This is a genomic window from Streptomyces sp. NRRL S-337 (assembly GCF_000720175.1).
GTDB classification, from domain to species: Bacteria; Actinomycetota; Actinomycetes; order Streptomycetales; family Streptomycetaceae; genus Streptomyces; species Streptomyces siderophoricus.
In genome coordinates this window covers 85,180-100,526 of record NZ_JOIX01000026.1, presented here as the reverse complement: position 1 = coordinate 100,526, position 15,347 = coordinate 85,180, and the positions used below count along the sequence as shown (strand labels likewise).

The following is a 15,347-nucleotide window of genomic DNA, read 5'->3' as shown; positions in this document are numbered from 1 at the left end:
ATGACCACCACCACCCTTCGCGCCCGCCCCACCCCCGTCCGCACCGGCCACACCGGCGACGGCACCGCCCGTGCCCGCCGCACCCGGCTGCTGCACTGGATCGCGGTGCACACCGTCGCCGTCGCCGCCGCCCTCTTCTTCGTGCTCCCCTTCGTCTTCGTCTTCCTGACGTCCGTGATGAGCGACGGCCAGGCCATGAGCGGCGAGCTGTGGCCGGACAGCTGGCACTGGTCCAACTACCTGACGGTCTTCCGGACCCCCGGATTCCTGGACTGGTGGAAGAACTCCCTGATGTACGCGGGCCTGGGCACCCTCTTCACGGTCTGCTCGGCCGTCCCCGTCGCCTATGCACTCGCCAAGTTCCGCTTCCGCGGCCGACGCACCGCACTCGTCCTCGTCCTCGCCACCATGATGCTGCCGCCACAGGTCGTCGTGATCCCGATGTACCTGGTGTGGGCCCAGCAGTTCCACCTGGCCGGCTCGCTGTGGCCGCTGATCATCCCGATGGCGTTCGGCGACGCGTACTCCATCTTCCTGCTGCGGCAGTTCCTGCTGACCATCCCGCAGGAGTACCTGGAATCGGCGAAGGTCGACGGCTGCGGGGAACTGCGCACCCTGCTGAAGATCGTCGTACCGATGGCCAGACCGGGCATCGCCGCCATCGCCCTCTTCCAGTTCTTCTTCTGCTGGAACGACTACTTCGGCCCGCAGATCTACGCCGCGCAGAACCCCGCCGCCTGGACGCTCTCCTACGGACTGGAGTCCTTCAAGAGCGCCCACAGCGTCAACTGGAACCTCACCATGGCCGCGACGCTGCTGGTCATGGCACCCGTGATCCTCGTTTTCTTCTTCGCGCAGAAGGCCTTCGTCGAAGGCGTCACCCTCACCGGAGTAAAGGGCTGAGAACGGATATGAAGCTCGCAGTGGTCGGCGGCGGCTCGACCTACACCCCCGAACTCATCGACGGCTTCGCCCGGCTGCGGGACGTGCTGCCGCTGACCGAACTCGTCCTCGTCGACCCGGCACAGGACCGGCTGGAAAGGGTGGGCGGCCTGGCCCGGCGGATCTTCGCCAGACAGGGCCACCCGGGCCGGATCACCTGGACCGACGACCTGGAGGCCGGTATCGACGGTGCCGACGCCGTCCTGCTCCAGCTGCGCATCGGCGGGCAGGCCGCCCGCAACCAGGACGAGACCTGGCCGCTGGAGTGCGGCTGTGTCGGCCAGGAGACCACCGGCGCCGGCGGCCTCGCCAAGGCGCTGCGGACCGTGCCCGTCGTCCTCGACATCGCCGAACGGGTCCGCCGCACCAACCCGGACGCCTGGATCGTCGACTTCACCAACCCGGTCGGCATCGTCACCCGCGCACTGCTGCAGGCCGGCCACAAGGCCGTCGGCCTGTGCAACGTGGCGATCGGCTTCCAGCGGAAGTTCGCCGCGCTGCTGGGCGTCGCCCCCGACCAGGTCGTCCTGGAGCACGTCGGGCTCAACCACCTCACCTGGGAGCGGTCGGTCCGCGTCGCCGGCGAGGACGTCCTCCCCAAGCTCCTCACCGAGCACGCCGACGCCCTCGCCGCCGATCTGCGCCTCCCCCGGCACGTCCTGGAGCGCCTCGGCACCGTCCCCTCCTACTATCTGCGCTACTACTACCAACACGACGCCGTCGTCGAGGAGTCGCGCGGCAAACCGTCCCGGGCCGCCGAGGTCGCCGCCATCGAACAGCAACTGCTCGCCCACTACGCCGACCCCACGCTCGACGAGAAGCCGGAACTGCTGTCCCGGCGCGGCGGCGCCTACTACTCCGAGGCGGCGGTGGCGCTGACCTCGTCCCTGCTGGCGGACACCGGCGACACCCAGGTCGTCAACGCCCTCAACAACGGCACACTGCCCTTCCTCCCCGATGACGCGGTCATCGAGGTCCCCGCCACCGTGGACGCGACCGGCGCCACGCCCCTCCCCGTCCGCCCCCTGGAGCCCCTCTACGCCGGCCTGATCGCCCACGTCACCGCCTACGAGCAACTGGCCCTGGACGCCGCGCTGCACGGCGGCCGCGACCGAGTCTTCGCCGCGCTGCTCTCCCACCCCCTCATCGGCCAGATCGACCGCGCCGACCGGCTCACCGACCTGCTGATCGCGCACAACCGGGAGCACCTCACGTGGGCCTGACCGGCACGGCACTCGCCATCGACGCGGGCAACAGCAAGACCGACGTGGCGCTGGTGTCCACCGACGGCCACCTGCTCGGCTCGGCCCGCGGCGGTGGCTTCCAGCCACCGGTGGTCGGTACCGCGCGCGCCGTCGCCACCCTCGCGCCCCTGGTGACGGCCGCCCTCGCGGAGGCGGAACTGTCCCCTCCCGTCGGCCACCTCTCCGCCTTCCTCGCCAACGCCGACTTCCCCGCGGAGGAGGAGGCACTGGCCGCGGAGATCACCGCCCGCGGCTGGGCCCGTACGGTGTCCGTCCGCAACGACACCTTCGCGCTGCTGCGGGCCGGGCTGCCGGACGACGGGGAGCCGGTGGGGGTGGCGGTGGTGTGCGGGGCCGGCATCAACTGCGCGGGCCTGGGCCGCGGCGGGGCCACCGCCCGCTTCCCCTCCGTCGGGCGGATCTCCGGCGACTGGGGCGGCGGTGCGCACCTCGCCGACGAGGCACTGTGGTCGGCGGCCCGCGCCGAGGACGGCCGCGGCGCCCGCACCGAACTCGCCCGCGCCCTGCCCGCCCACTTCGGCCTGTCCACCATGGCCGAGCTGATCGAGGCCCTCCACCTGGGCCGCATCCCCCCGCACCGCCGGCACGAACTCACCCCGCTGCTGTTCACCGTGGCGGCCGACGGCGACCCGATCGCCCGCACCCTCGTCGCCCGCCAGGCCGAGGAGATCGCCGCCATGGCCACCGTCGCCCTGCGCCGCCTGGACCTCCTCGCCGACCCCACCCCCGTCATCCTGGGCGGCAGCGTCCTGGCCGCCCGCCACCCCCTCCTCCACGAGCGCCTCACCCACCTCCTCTCCGAACGCGCCCCCAAGGCCGTCCCCCACGTCCTCACCACCCCACCCGTCCTCGGCGCCGCCCTCGCCACCCTCGACCAGACCACGGCCCACCCGGACGCTTACGCACGCCTGCGCGCGGCTTATGAGCGAGCAGCGCCTGGACTGGAGGGTTGAGCGGCTGGGTGGGGCGCGGGTGGGGGCTTGGGTAGGGGCTTCTCCCCGAACCCTCCGACCCTCCGGGTCCCCGGCTCTCCAGATCTCACTCAGCCCACCCGCACCCCGTCCCCGCGGTGGGTCTCCGTGCGTTCGCCTGGGGTCAGGACGAGGGGTGGTGGCAGGTCGTTCGGGGGTGCGGTGGCGGGGTGGGGGTGGTTGCTCTCCGTGAGAATGGTGATGGGGTGGGTGGTGTTGTTGATGACGACGGTCGGGGTGCCGTCCGGGCGGTGGTCGAGGGGGTAGGTGCCGTGCGGGTCGATGTACGTCGTGGTGCCGATGGTCAGGAAACCGCTGGCCAGCGGGCCAGTTAGGGGATGTGACGCGTCGGCGTGGAGGCGGGTGGCGAGTGGGGCGAGGAGTGTGCGGATGCGGTTCATGATGATCTCCGGCTCTTGGCGTGCGGTGGTCAGGTCGACTCATTCCGCGCTCGACTGCTCTTACTTTCGTTACTGAGAGTAGTCGAAGGAGAGTGGGGGCGGTAGCAGCGCGCGGGGCGAGGAGGAGGCGCGGACGGAGGCGTACGCGCCCCCTTGAGTGACGACTCGACCGTCGGAATGGGCTCAGTCGTCGACTGACAGTCTCGAGTGCCAGTGACCGAGTACCAGTCGTCGAGTGCTAGTCGTCGAGGGGAAGGGCCAGGTCGCGTACGTGGCCGGCGAGGAGGAGGACGGCGGCGTCGACGGCGGCCTGGGGGTCCTGGGCGCGGATGGCGTCGGCGAGCCGGGAGTGCGGGTCGGTGGGGGCCGCGGTGGCGGTGTCCAGGCAGGCGGCGCGGCGGAGTTCCTCGCGCAGGGCGGCGCTGAGGGAGCGGTAGATGTCGGCGAGCACCGGGTTGTCGCTGGCCTCCGCGACCAGGACGTGGAACTCCGCGTCGGCCGCGGTGAAGGTCTCGGCGTCCTGGGCGGCGAGCGCGGCGTTTCGGCGGACCAGGGCGGCCTCGATGCCGGCGAGTTGGGCGTCTGTGCGGTGTTTGGCGGCCTGGCGGGCGGCGACCACGTCGAGGCCCTGGCGGACCTGGGTGACGTGGCTGAGCTCGGCGCGTTCGAGGCGTCTGCGGAGGGCGACCGCGCTGTCGTCGTCGGAGATCACGAAGGTGCCGTCGCCCTGCCGGGGTTCGAGGAGGCCGGAATGGACCAGCGAGCGGACGGCCTCGCGGACCGAGGCGCGGCTGACACCGAGGGATTCGGACAGGGCGTTCTCGGGCGGGATGCGGGTGCCCACCGGCCAGGTGCCGTTCACGATCTGGGAGCGGATCTCGTCGGTCGCGGTCTCCACGAGCGACACCCTGCCCTTGCGGACGGGCTGCATGAGATCACTTCCCTTCGGGTGGTGGGCGGTCGGCCCGGTGCGGTGGGCGATCGCCCCGGTGCGAGGGCGATCACCCCGGGTGGTGGGCCAGTGACCCGGGTGGTGGATCATCGGCCCGGGTGGTGGGCCAGTGACCCGCGTGGTGGGCCATTGCCCCGGTGGGCGGTGGCGGCGACGGAACTGTCCGGCATCCGTACCGGTCACGGGGCTGCGTGGGCTGCGCGGGCTCCGGCCGTCACCGCGGGCTCCGGCCGTCACTTTAGTGCGGTGGCCGCGGACCGGGGTCGTGCGCCGGTTCAGCTGCGCCGCCGGCTCGTGGGACCGCTGTGCGCCGGTGGCGAGGGCGTTCGGGCAAGATCGAGCCAATCGCGGTGTGCGTGTCGGTGGTGGCGGACATACTGCTGCCCATGCACCGGTCCTTGTCGTGAGCGCGTTCGGGCGCCGCGTACGGGCGGGCCGGTGGCGTGTCAGCGACCCAGGGGGAGGATCTGTGTCGTCCGTGCCGACCAGCAGCGTGGCGCCGCCCGCTCCGGCGCGCCGTCCGGCCTGGGCCGAGGGGCTCGACGAGCTGCGCGCCGCGGCGACGACCGAGCCGGGGCGGCTGCGGGTGATCGGGGCGGTGCTGGCGCTGCTGGTGCTGGTCTTCGGGGCGGCCGCGGCGTGGCAGGTCGCGGACCGGGCGGCGGCCGCGGACGACGTGGTGGAGCACAGTCAGCCGCTGACGGCGGACGCGGCGAGCATCTACCGGTCGCTGGCGGACGCCGACACCACGGCCGCCGGCGGGTTCCTGGCCGGCGGGAAGGGCGATGCGGCGACCCGGCAGCGGTACGGCAAGGACATCGCCACCGCGGCGGAGCTGCTCACGAAGGCGGCGCAGAGTGCCCGAAGTTCGGATGCCGCGGGCGAGCAGATCGCCCGGCTCAACCGCCAGTTGCCGCAGTACACGGGGCTGGTGGAGACGGCGCGGGCGAACAACCGGCAGGGGCTGCCGCTGGGCGGGGCGTATCTGCGGTATGCGAACGAGCGGATGCGGACGGAACTCCTCCCGGCCGCCCGGGCGTTGTACGAGGCGGAATCCGACCGGCTGGCGGCGGACTACGCCGATGCCAAGGCCTGGCCGTGGGCGGCGCTGGTGGCGGGGGTGCTGGCGGTGGCCACGCTGGGATGGGCGCAGCGGCGGCATTACCGACGGACGAACCGCGTGTTCAACCGCGGGCTGCTCGCCGCCACGGCCGCTTCCGTGGCGGTGTTGTTGTGGCTGGTGGCGGGGCATGCGGTGGCGCGCGCGGGACTGACGGAGTCGTACGAGCACGGCGCACGGTCGTTGCGGGTGCTCAATGAGGCGCGGATCGATGCGTTGCAGGCGCGCGGGGACGAGAATCTGACGCTGGTGGCGCGCGGGGCGGTGCTCACGGATGATCAACAGGACTTCTACGAGGCCGGCTTCCGCACCGGAATGACGGATCTCGCGGGGCCGGGTGAGCGGGGTCCGGCGGCGGCCCGGAGCCGGTTGGGCGCGGCGCTGGCGCTGGCGGACGACGAGGCGGGGCGGGCGCCGGTGCGCGCCGCGCTGGCGTCCGTACGCCAGTGGCAGGTGCGGCATGCCGAGGCGCGGGCGGCGGACGAGAAGGGGGATTACGAGCGGGCGCTGGCGAAGGTGGTCGGCGGGGCGGGTTCGACGGGCGAGGCCTTCGACCGGGTGGCGGCGGGGCTTTCCCGGGCGCTGGTGCACGAGCAGGCGGAGTTCCGTACGGCGGCGGACGCCGGGCGGGGGTCGCTGGGCGGACTGCCGGTGGGTGCCGGGGCGTTGACGCTGGTGGGGGCGCTGGGCGCGGTGCTCGGGATCGGCCGCAGGCTGGCGGAGTACCGATGAGCGGCGAACGACGGGCTGGCGGCAGGGGGCCGGTGGTCGGCGAAGGACCGGCTGGCGGCAGAGTGCCGGAGAGCGGCGAAAGGCCGGCCGGCGGCACACGACCGGTGGGCGGAGTACCGGTGGAGAGCGAAGTGCCGGTGGGCGGTGAAATGCCAGTAGGTGGCGGGGCGGCGGGGAGAAGGCGTGGTGAGGGGGGCATGAGCGTGCGCCGGCGGGTGCTGGGCAATCTGCGGGCCGTCCTGGCGCCGGTCGCGGCGGGCATGGGGGTGATGGCGGCCGCGGCGGCGGTGCTGGTGCCGACGCTGGCCGGCGGGGCCGGGCACGGTGCCGTGGGCGGCGGCGCGGGCCGGGCCTCGACGCCCGTGGTGACGCACCCGGCGTACGGGCCGGGGACGGCGTCGGACACGTCCCCCGCGGCGGGATGCACGCCGCGGAACGCCGCGGAGAGCCTGCGGCCGTCGTCGGACGACGGGCCGGCGGTAGCGCGGATCAAGGAGCGGGGCCAGCTGGTCGTCGGCGTCGACCAGAACACCTACCGGTGGGGTTACCGCGATCCGGCGACCGGCAAGCTGGCGGGCTTCGACATCGATCTGGCGCGGGCGATCGCCGCGGACATATTGGGACCGGACGCGAAGGTGGTGTTCAAGGCGGTACCGACCGACCAGCGGATTCCGGCGTTGCGGAAGCGCCGGGTCGACATGGTGGTGCGGACGATGACGATCAACTGCGCGCGCAAGAAGCTGGTGGCGTTCTCGACGTCGTACTTCCAGGGCGGGCAGCAGGTGCTGGCGCCGAAGTCGTCGGCCGTGAAGGCGTTCGACGATTCACTGCGCGGCAAGCGGGTGTGTACGGCGGCCGGTTCGACGGGTGAGGCGGAGCTGGCGGCGCGGCCGCACGGCGCGAAGGTGCTGAGGGTGCCGAACCAGCTCGACTGCCTGGTGCGGCTCCAGTTGGGCCAGGCGGACGCGGTGGTCACCGACAACGCGCTGGCCGCGGCGCAGGCGGCGCAGGATCCGGCGGTGGAGCTGAAGGGCCGGCCGTTCACGGACGAGCCGTACGGGGTGGCGATGAACGAGGCCGACACGGATCTGGTGCGCCGGGTCAACAAGGTCCTGGACGACTACCGGGCCGGCGGGGCGCCCGACGGTCCGTGGATGCGGGCGTACCGCAAGTGGCTGAAGGCCGATCTGCCGGACATATCGGGGCCGCCGTCACCGGAGTACAGCGACTGACGCCCTGCGCGCTCCTCCGAAGCGCCGAAGCCATTCCGAAGCGCCGAAGCCGGCCCGGGGCGTCAACCACAGCCCGGGGCCTGCCGGACGCCCGGAACGTCGACAACGGCCCGGCGAAAGTCAAGAGGCCACCCGGGAGCGGTGTCACCCGGCCGATCGCCCCACGAAGTGCCCGATGCCGTCACTATGGAAAGCGGACAGAACAGGAGGCGGAGGGAGCCGGACCGCAGCAGCCGTGCGGACTCGGTCGCAGCAATCGCCGTGCAGCGTACGCGTATTGGAGAGGTGATCGATGGGGGTCCCTGGACCTGTCCCCGGTTCCGCGGGGAGTTCCGACGCCCCGGTGCTGGGCCTGGAGGAGGTGGACCGCGCCCTGGCGCGGCTCGGCGCCGAGTACGAGGCGATCGAGACCTCACTGCTGGCGCTGCAGGACCATGCGGGGCGCCGGCTGCTGGAGGGCGCCGATCTGTCGGGCACCACGAAGGAGCGCTGGGCCGCCACGGAGCGGTCCATCACGGTGCTGTGGGCGCTGTTCGACGCGTATACGGGGGCGTTGGCGGCGGCGCGTGAGCTGCGGGCGCGGCGGCGCTGGCCGTCCCCGGAGGACCTGGCGGCGCTGACGGAGCTGCTGCACGGCGCGGGCGTGACGGTGCCGGGGGTGAGCGGGCCGGGTGAGCGGTACTGCCTGGAGGAGCTCGTGGCGCGGATGAACGGGCTGTACGCGCGCTCGCTGGACGTGATCGTGGCGGCCGACGCGGTGTGGTCGGCGCTGCCGGCCCGGATAGACCTGCTGTCGGCCGAGTTGCAGCGGACCCGGTCGCTGGCGCATTCGGTGGGCGTGCGGCCCGGTGAGCATCCGGCCGGCGACGACCTGGAGCGGATCACGGGCGAGCTGGCGCGGCTGCGGGCGCAGGTGATCGCCGATCCGCTGGCGTTCTGGGTGTCGTCGTCGACGGGGAGTTCGGCGCCGGGCGGCGGCCGTCCGGACACCGCGCGCTACGACCGTGCGGCGCGGGCGCTGGAGGACATCCGGCGGGAGGTGGCGGCGGTGCTGGACGTCCGGCAGGACGCCGAGCAGCGGCTGATGCAGCTGCGGGACGTGCTGTCGCGGGCGGACCGGACGCTGACCGAGGCGCGGCAGGCGCGCGGCGAGGTGCTGGCGAAGATCGCCGCGTCGGAGGTGCCGGCGGTCAGCGGCCCGTCGACGGCGCTGCACGAGCAGCTGGCGGCGGCCGCCGAGTACCGCCGGCGGGCGCAGTGGCACCGGCTGTCGCCGCTGCTGGACAGCCTGGAGGAGCGGGCGGAGGACGAACTGCAGCGGGCCCGCGAATCGTTGACGGCGGTGACCGCGCCGCTGGCCGTGCGGGCGGAGCTGCGCGGCCGGCTGGACGCGTGCCGGGCGCGGGTGGCGCGGCACGGCCTGGCGGAGGATCCGCTGCTGGTGGAGCGGTACGACATCGCGCGGCGGATGCTGTGGAGCGCGCCGTGCGATCTGCGGGCGGCGGAGCAGGCGGTGTGGCGCTATCAGCAGGCGACGGCGGAGGTGCTGGCCCCGCAGGCGCCGGAGGGCAGGGGGGATTCGTGACGGAGCGGGCCGGTGAGCGCTGCCAGCGGCGGGACTGTGCGGGCGGCTACGAGGACGTCGGCGGCGGTGAGCGGTACTGCGACGTGTGCGGGCTGCCGCCGGTGGTGTCGCCGGACGGGCTGCTGGCTGCGCCGCCGACGGGCATCACCGGCCGGGCGTTCCCGGCCGGTCCGCAGGAGCGGGAGGCGGCCGGGGCGCTGCTGACCGTCCCCTCCCCCGGCCCGGGTTCCGGTGCGGGGGCGTCCGGGCGGGTCCCCGGGTCCCGGCGGCCGGTGTCGCGGCGTTCGGTGTCCGGGCGGCTGCCGCGCGAGGGGTCCGGTGGGGCGGCGCGCGGGATGGCGGCGGTGTCGGTGCGCGGGTCCGGCAGCGCGGCCTCGTCCGGGTCGGCGCGGGGGCGGCTGGGCGCGGGTCTGGTGACGGTGCCGCAGGTGCCGCGGCCCGATCCGCGGACGGCGGTGCTGGCGCATCCGGAGGTGCCCGAGCGCAAGCGGTTCTGCAGCCGGGCGGACTGCGGTGCGCCGGTGGGCCGTGCGCGCGAGGGCCGGCCGGGCCGCTCGGAGGGGTTCTGCGGCAAGTGCGGCCATCCGTACAGCTTCGTCCCGAAGTTGCGGCCCGGGGAGAGGGTGCACGGCCAGTACGAGGTCGTCGGCTGTCTGGCGCACGGCGGGCTGGGCTGGATCTATCTGGCGATCGACCGGGCGGTGTCGGACCGCTGGGTGGTGCTCAAGGGGCTGCTGGACACCGGCGACGAGGAGGCGCTGGCGGTCGCGATGTCCGAGCGGCGCTTCCTGGCGGAGATCGAGCACGCCAACATCGTGCGGATCTACAACTTCGTGCAGCACCTCGACCGGGAGACGGGCAGTCTCGACGGCTACATCGTCATGGAGTACGTCGGCGGCAAGTCGCTCAAGGACATCGCCAACGACCGGCGGACGCCCGAGGGGAGGCGCGATCCGCTGCCGGTCGCGCAGGCCTGCGCGTACGGCATCGAGGCGCTGGAGGCGCTCGGCCATCTGCACAGCCGCGGCTACCTGTACTGCGACTTCAAGGTCGACAACGCCATCCAGCAGCACGACCAGCTCAAGCTGATCGACATGGGCGCGGTGCGCCGGATGGACGACCACGAGAGCCCGATCTACGGGACGATCGGCTACCAGGCGCCGGAGATGGCCGCGCTGGGCCCGTCGGTCGCCTCCGACCTGTACACCGTCGCGCGCACCCTCGCCGTCCTCACCTTCGACTTCCAGGGCTACACCAACGTCTTCGCCGATTCGCTGCCCGATCCGGACCACATCGAGGTGTTCCGCACCTATGAGTCGTTCTACCGGCTGCTGGTGCGCGCCACGGACCCGGACCGCGACCGCCGGTTCGGCTCGGCGCAGGAGATGGCCGAGCAGCTGACGGGCGTGCTGCGGGAGGTGGTGGCGGTCCGGTCGGGCGAGCCGCGGCCGGCGCTGTCGCAGCTGTTCGGTCCGGAGCTGCGGGCGGCGGACACCGAGCTGCTGGCGCCGCAGGAGGGTGACAGCTCGCTGCTGGGGGCACGCGGCGCGGACCCCGGCCGGGCCTCGGAGGCGGCGGCCGGCGGGCCGGTGCTGCGGCCGCTGGAGGTGGCCGGTGCGGCGCTCGCGCTGCCGGTGCCGCGGGTGGACCCGGACGACCCCGGGGCGGGGCTGCTGGCCGGGCTGCCGGCCGCCGCCCCGGCCGAACTCCTCGCCGCGCTGCGCGCCGCGCCCGTCGCCTCCCTGGAGATACGGCTGCGGGAGCTGCGCGCCCATCTGGAGAACGGCGACGGCGCGGCCGCGCGGGCCGTACTCGACGAGGTGGCGGACCCGCCCGCCGGGCCGTGGGACACCGCCGTACGGTCCGCGGACGCGTCCGGTGACGGGCCGGGCGACCGGAGCGCCGACTGGCGGGTGGTGTGGCACCGGGGCCTGCTGGCGCTGGCGACCGGCGACCGGGAGACCGCGGCGCTGGCCTTCGACGCGGTCTACGACGCGTTCCCGGGCGAGCCGGCACCCAAGCTGGCGCTGGGCCTGTGCGCCGAGCTGCTGGAGCAGTGGGACAACGCGGTGGAGTACTACCGCCTGGTGTGGGCGACCGACCGCAGTTACGTCAGTGCGGCGTTCGGGCTGGCGCGGGTGCGGCTGGCGGCGGGCGACCGGGCGGGCGCGGTCGAGGCCCTGGAGTCCGTCCCCGCGTCGTCCATCCACTACACCGCGGCGCGCATCGTGGCGGTCCGCGCGCGGCTGCGGCAGCGCCCGCCGGACGATCCGCTGTTGCCGGACCTGCGGGCGGCCGCCCAACAGGTCGAGGCGCTCGCGGACTTCGGCCTGGACGCCGGACGGCGGGAACAACTCGCCACGGAGGTACTCGGCGCGGCCCTGGACTGGGTACTCTCCGGGAGCCACGGTGCCCGACCGGACGGTACGGCGGCCGGCGCCGGACCTCCGGTGCTGCTCGGCAGCCCGCTCGACGAGCGCGGGCTGCGGTTCGGCCTGGAACGGTCGTACCGCCTGCTGGCGCGGCTGGCGGAACGTGGTGAGAGAAGGATCGAACTGGTGGAACGGGCCAACCGCTTCCGCCCCAGGACATGGGTGTGACATGGGTGTGACTGGGCCGTTCCGGTGTGCGGGCTGCAACGAGCCGTACGAGGCGGCGGACAGGTTCTGCGGACGCTGCGGCGCCGCCCTGCCGGCGGCCGCCGGGGCGTCGGCGGCGCAGGCGGCGTCGACGACACAGACGTCTTCGAAGCCGTCGGAGACCGCGGGGTCGCCGGATGTGCCGGAGACTTCGGAGCCGTCGGAGACTTCGGAGCCGTCGGCGTACGAACTGGCGCCGCCCGCGCCTCCGGTGCCGCCGCGGCCCCCGGTGCCGCCCGTACCGCCCGTACCGCCCGCCGGCGGCTCCCCGGCCGGGCCGCCGCCGCCCGACCCCGGCACCCGTCTGCCGGGTGCGGACGCGGGCCCCCCGGCCGGCCCGCCGACCGGCCCCCCGGCCGCTCCGTCGGCCGGCCCCCCGGCCGGTCCGCCAGCCGGTCCGTCGGCCGGTCCGCCGGCCGATCCGCCGGCCGATCCACCGGCCGATCCGCGGGTCGCCGGGTACGAGGCGGTCGCCGACGCCGCGGCCGGGGCGACCGCCGACGGGGCCGGCGCCGCCGCCCCGGAGGAGACGCCCTTCGATGCCCCGTCGGAACGGTCGCCGTTCGACCCGCCGTCGGGCGGGTCACCCTTCGATCCCCCGCCGGCGCCGGCACCGCCCGCCGCCGCGCCCGCCCCGGGGCCCGCCGCGACGGGACCGGAACGGGACCACATGGAACGGGAACTGGCGGGCATCGCGGCGGTCAGCGACCGGGGCCACCGCCACCACCGCAACGAGGACTTCTTCGCGCTGCGGGCCGCCGCGCTGCCGGACGGCGCACCCGCCGTGATGGCCGTGGTCTGTGACGGCGTCTCCTCGGCGACCCGCCCGGACGACGCATCCCTGGCGGCCTCCGAGGCGGCCGGCGAGGCGCTGGCGGCGGCGCTGCCGCGCGGCACCCACCCCCAGCAGGCCATGCACGAGGCCGTCCTGACCGCCTCCGCGGCGGTGGACGCACTCGCCGCCGACCCCTCGGTCGTGCACGACGAGCACCGCCAGCAGAACGCCCCGGCATGCACCATCGTCGGCGTGCTGGTCGGCGGGGAACTGCTGACCGTCGGCTGGGTCGGCGACAGCCGCGCGTACTGGATCCCCAACGACCGTACGGCGCCGCCCGTCCGGCTCACCGAGGACGACTCCTGGGCCGCGCAGATGGTCGCCAACAACCTGATGTCCGAGGAAGAGGCCAACGCCGACCAGCGGGCGCACGCCATCACCGGCTGGCTGGGCGCCGACGCCTACGAGGTCGAGCCGCACACCGCGTCGTTCAAGCCGGACGGCCCGGGCGTCGTGGTGGTGTGCACGGACGGGCTGTGGAACTACGCCGACACCGCGGAGCAGATGGCTGCGGTGCTGCCGTACGACGCGCCGGCCCGGCCGCTGCCGGCGGCCCGGGCGCTGGTCGCCCACGCGCTCGCCGGCGGCGGGCACGACAACGTCACCGTGGCGGTGGTGCCGTTCCCGGCGCCGGCCCCCGGCCGGACGGACTGAACCACCACAAGCCGGTCATCAGGGGAGGGATGACGGCTTACCGGAGGTTCGGCCCGATTCCAGCCGCGGAACGGGGACTTCGGGCGGTGTTGACCGGCCGTCCGACGTCCCGCGGAAGAAGGAGAGTGCGAAACTCCTTGCGAAGGTGGTGGGCGTCGTCAATGCCGCGCCCGGTACTGTGCGACGAAGGCGAAGGGTGCCGGGGCAGGCGGGATGACTCCCGCCGCACGCGCCGCGCGCACCGTTCGCGCGAGGAATAAGCGACAGAGAACCACGATCAGTACCGAGCAGTACCAGCAACACGAAACGGTACGGAGGGGGAAGAACCGACATGCCGACCTGCCCGAACGGCCACCAGTCGGTGGCCGAAGACTGGTGCGAGGTGTGCGGCCAGCGGATGCCGGGTGCTGTCCCCCCGCCGCCCTCCCTGCCTGCCGGCTTCCTGAACACACCACCGCCGCCCGGTCAGCCGACCGGCCAGCCCGGTCCGCCGCAGGGCCAGCCGGGCCCGCCGCCCGGCGGTCCCGGCCCCGGCGGTCCCGGTCCCGGCCCGGGCGCCCCTGATCCGCAGGGCGCCCCCGGCGGCTACGGCTTCCCGCCGCCTGCGCCCGGTCCTGGTGGCCCCGGTCCCGGCGGTCCCGGCACCCAGGGTGGCCAGGGCGGCTACGGCTTCCCGCCGCCCGCACCCGGCCCCGGCGCACCCGGCCCGGGCCACGGCGGTCCCGGTCTCGGCCAGCCGATGCCCGGCCCCGGACCCGACCAGTCCGGTCCCGGCGCACCGGGCGAGCCGTGCCCGCAGTGCCGTACGCCGCGGGACGGGATGGCACCGTTCTGCGCCGAGTGCCGCTACAACTTCCTCACCAACTCCCCGATGTCCTACGCCCCGCCCGGCCAGCCCATGGGCCAGCAGCCCGGCCCGCCGCCCGGCATGCCCGGCCCCGGCGGTCCCGGCACCCAGGGTGGCCAGGGCGGCTACGGCTTCCCGCCGCCCGCACCCGGCCCCGGCGGCCTCGGCCCGGGCCCCGGCGGTCCCGGCCCCGGTCAGCCGATGCCCGGTCACGGTGGCCAGGACGGACAGGGCGGTTACGGCTTCCCGCCGCCGCAGCCCCAGCAGCCGCAGGGCATGCCGCCCGGTCCCGGCCAGCCCGGCCCCGGTGGCTTCCCCGGCCAGCCCGGGCCGCCGCCCGGTATGCCCGGCCCCGGCCCGGCCGGCCAGCCCGGCCCGCCGCCGCAGCAGCAGCAGGTCGACGACTGGCCCCTGACCCCGCCCGCCGCCCAGGGCCCGCCGCCGATGGCGCCCGCGCCTCCCGGCCCCGGCCCGCAGGCACCGTTCGAGCAGCAGCCGCCCGCGCCGTTCCCGCCGCAGCAGCCCGGCCCCTACGACCAGCAGCCCGGTCCGTACGACCAGCAGCCGGGACCGTACGACCAGCAGCCGCCGCCCCCGTTCGAGCAGCAGATGCCGCCGCAGCAGGGGCCCGGGCCGGACCAGCAGTGGAACGGGCCGGACCAGCAGTGGAACGGCGGTCCCGCTCAGGGTCCCGCCGCGCCGCCGCAGGGCCCGCCGCCGGTCGTCGGAGACGGCTGGGTGGTGGCGATCGCCCCGGACCGCGAGTACTTCATGGCGATGATGGGCCGCAGCGGCCCGGAGGCGGCGGGGCTCAACCTGCCCTCCTACTCCCCGGAGCAGGTGCTGCCGCTCGCCAACGGCCAGCTCGCGGTGGGCCGCCGCCGCAACAGCACCGGCGAGTCCCCGGACATCGATCTGGGCAGCCCGCCGGAGGACCCGGGCGTCTCGCACCAGCACGCGCTGCTGGTGCAGCAGCAGGACGGCAGCTGGGCGGTGGTGGACCAGAACTCCACCAACGGCACCACGATCAACCTCGCCGAGGACCCGATCCAGCCGTACGTACCGGTACCGCTCCACGAGGGCGACCGGGTACACGTGGGCGCCTGGACAACCCTCACGGTCCGCCGCGGCTGAGTCCCTCTGGGCTCCTCCCCACGTACCCGTGTCCCTCT

11 protein-coding genes are annotated in these 15,347 nt (G+C 74.6%); 9 read left to right on the top strand and 2 right to left on the bottom strand.

Annotation, left to right across the window (positions count from 1 at the left end; translation table 11 throughout):
- Genes IG62_RS0120090 through IG62_RS0120080 form a run of 3 tightly spaced genes read left to right on the top strand, consistent with a single transcriptional unit; the run spans window position 1 to window position 3,160 of the window.
- Window positions 1-903: a carbohydrate ABC transporter permease gene (locus tag IG62_RS0120090; RefSeq protein ID WP_030804714.1), complete on the top strand. Its 903-nt coding sequence runs from the start codon at window positions 1-3 to the stop codon at window positions 901-903.
- A gap of 8 nt (window positions 904-911) precedes the next feature.
- Window positions 912-2,165, top strand: a complete 1,254-nt coding sequence (locus tag IG62_RS0120085; RefSeq protein WP_030804713.1) for a 6-phospho-beta-glucosidase — start codon at window positions 912-914, stop codon at window positions 2,163-2,165.
- Window positions 2,156-3,160, top strand: a complete 1,005-nt coding sequence (locus IG62_RS0120080; RefSeq protein WP_030804710.1) for an N-acetylglucosamine kinase — start codon at window positions 2,156-2,158, stop codon at window positions 3,158-3,160. The genes IG62_RS0120085 and IG62_RS0120080 overlap by 10 nt, the downstream gene beginning before the upstream one ends.
- 89 nt (window positions 3,161-3,249) lie before the next feature.
- Here the strand turns inward: IG62_RS0120080 and IG62_RS0120075 are convergent, their stop codons facing one another.
- Window positions 3,250-3,579: a hypothetical protein gene (locus IG62_RS0120075; RefSeq protein WP_030804706.1), complete on the bottom strand. Its 330-nt coding sequence runs from the start codon at window positions 3,577-3,579 to the stop codon at window positions 3,250-3,252.
- 238 nt (window positions 3,580-3,817) lie between these two features.
- Window positions 3,818-4,510: a FadR/GntR family transcriptional regulator gene (locus IG62_RS0120070; protein ID WP_030804703.1), complete on the bottom strand. Its 693-nt coding sequence runs from the start codon at window positions 4,508-4,510 to the stop codon at window positions 3,818-3,820.
- 499 nt (window positions 4,511-5,009) lie between these two features.
- On the opposite strand from IG62_RS0120070, the gene IG62_RS0120065 reads away from it, so the two are divergent.
- The 6 genes from IG62_RS0120065 to IG62_RS42050 all read left to right on the top strand — a co-directional run bounded on the left by IG62_RS0120065 (window position 5,010) and on the right by IG62_RS42050 (window position 15,309).
- Window positions 5,010-6,383 carry a hypothetical protein gene (locus tag IG62_RS0120065; RefSeq protein ID WP_030804699.1) on the top strand — a complete coding sequence of 458 codons (1,374 nt, stop codon included), beginning with the start codon at window positions 5,010-5,012 and terminating at the stop codon, window positions 6,381-6,383.
- 197 nt (window positions 6,384-6,580) lie between these two features.
- Window positions 6,581-7,615, top strand: coding sequence for a glutamate ABC transporter substrate-binding protein (locus IG62_RS0120060; protein WP_030804695.1), 1,035 nt, complete (start codon window positions 6,581-6,583; stop codon window positions 7,613-7,615).
- 292 nt (window positions 7,616-7,907) lie between these two features.
- Window positions 7,908-9,200 (top strand): hypothetical protein, encoded by a 1,293-nt coding sequence (locus tag IG62_RS0120055; RefSeq protein ID WP_051798329.1) that lies wholly within the window; start codon window positions 7,908-7,910, stop codon window positions 9,198-9,200.
- Window positions 9,197-11,800 carry a serine/threonine-protein kinase gene (locus IG62_RS0120050; RefSeq protein ID WP_030804691.1) on the top strand — a complete coding sequence of 868 codons (2,604 nt, stop codon included), beginning with the start codon at window positions 9,197-9,199 and terminating at the stop codon, window positions 11,798-11,800. Before IG62_RS0120055 ends, IG62_RS0120050 begins: the two co-directional genes overlap by 4 nt.
- A gap of 1 nt (window position 11,801) precedes the next feature.
- Entirely contained in the window at window positions 11,802-13,328 is a 1,527-nt protein-coding gene (locus IG62_RS0120045; protein WP_037838732.1) for a PP2C family protein-serine/threonine phosphatase, read from the top strand.
- A gap of 331 nt (window positions 13,329-13,659) precedes the next feature.
- Window positions 13,660-15,309 (top strand): FHA domain-containing protein, encoded by a 1,650-nt coding sequence (locus tag IG62_RS42050; protein ID WP_030804687.1) that lies wholly within the window; start codon window positions 13,660-13,662, stop codon window positions 15,307-15,309.
- Window positions 15,310-15,347: the final 38 nt, after the last annotated feature.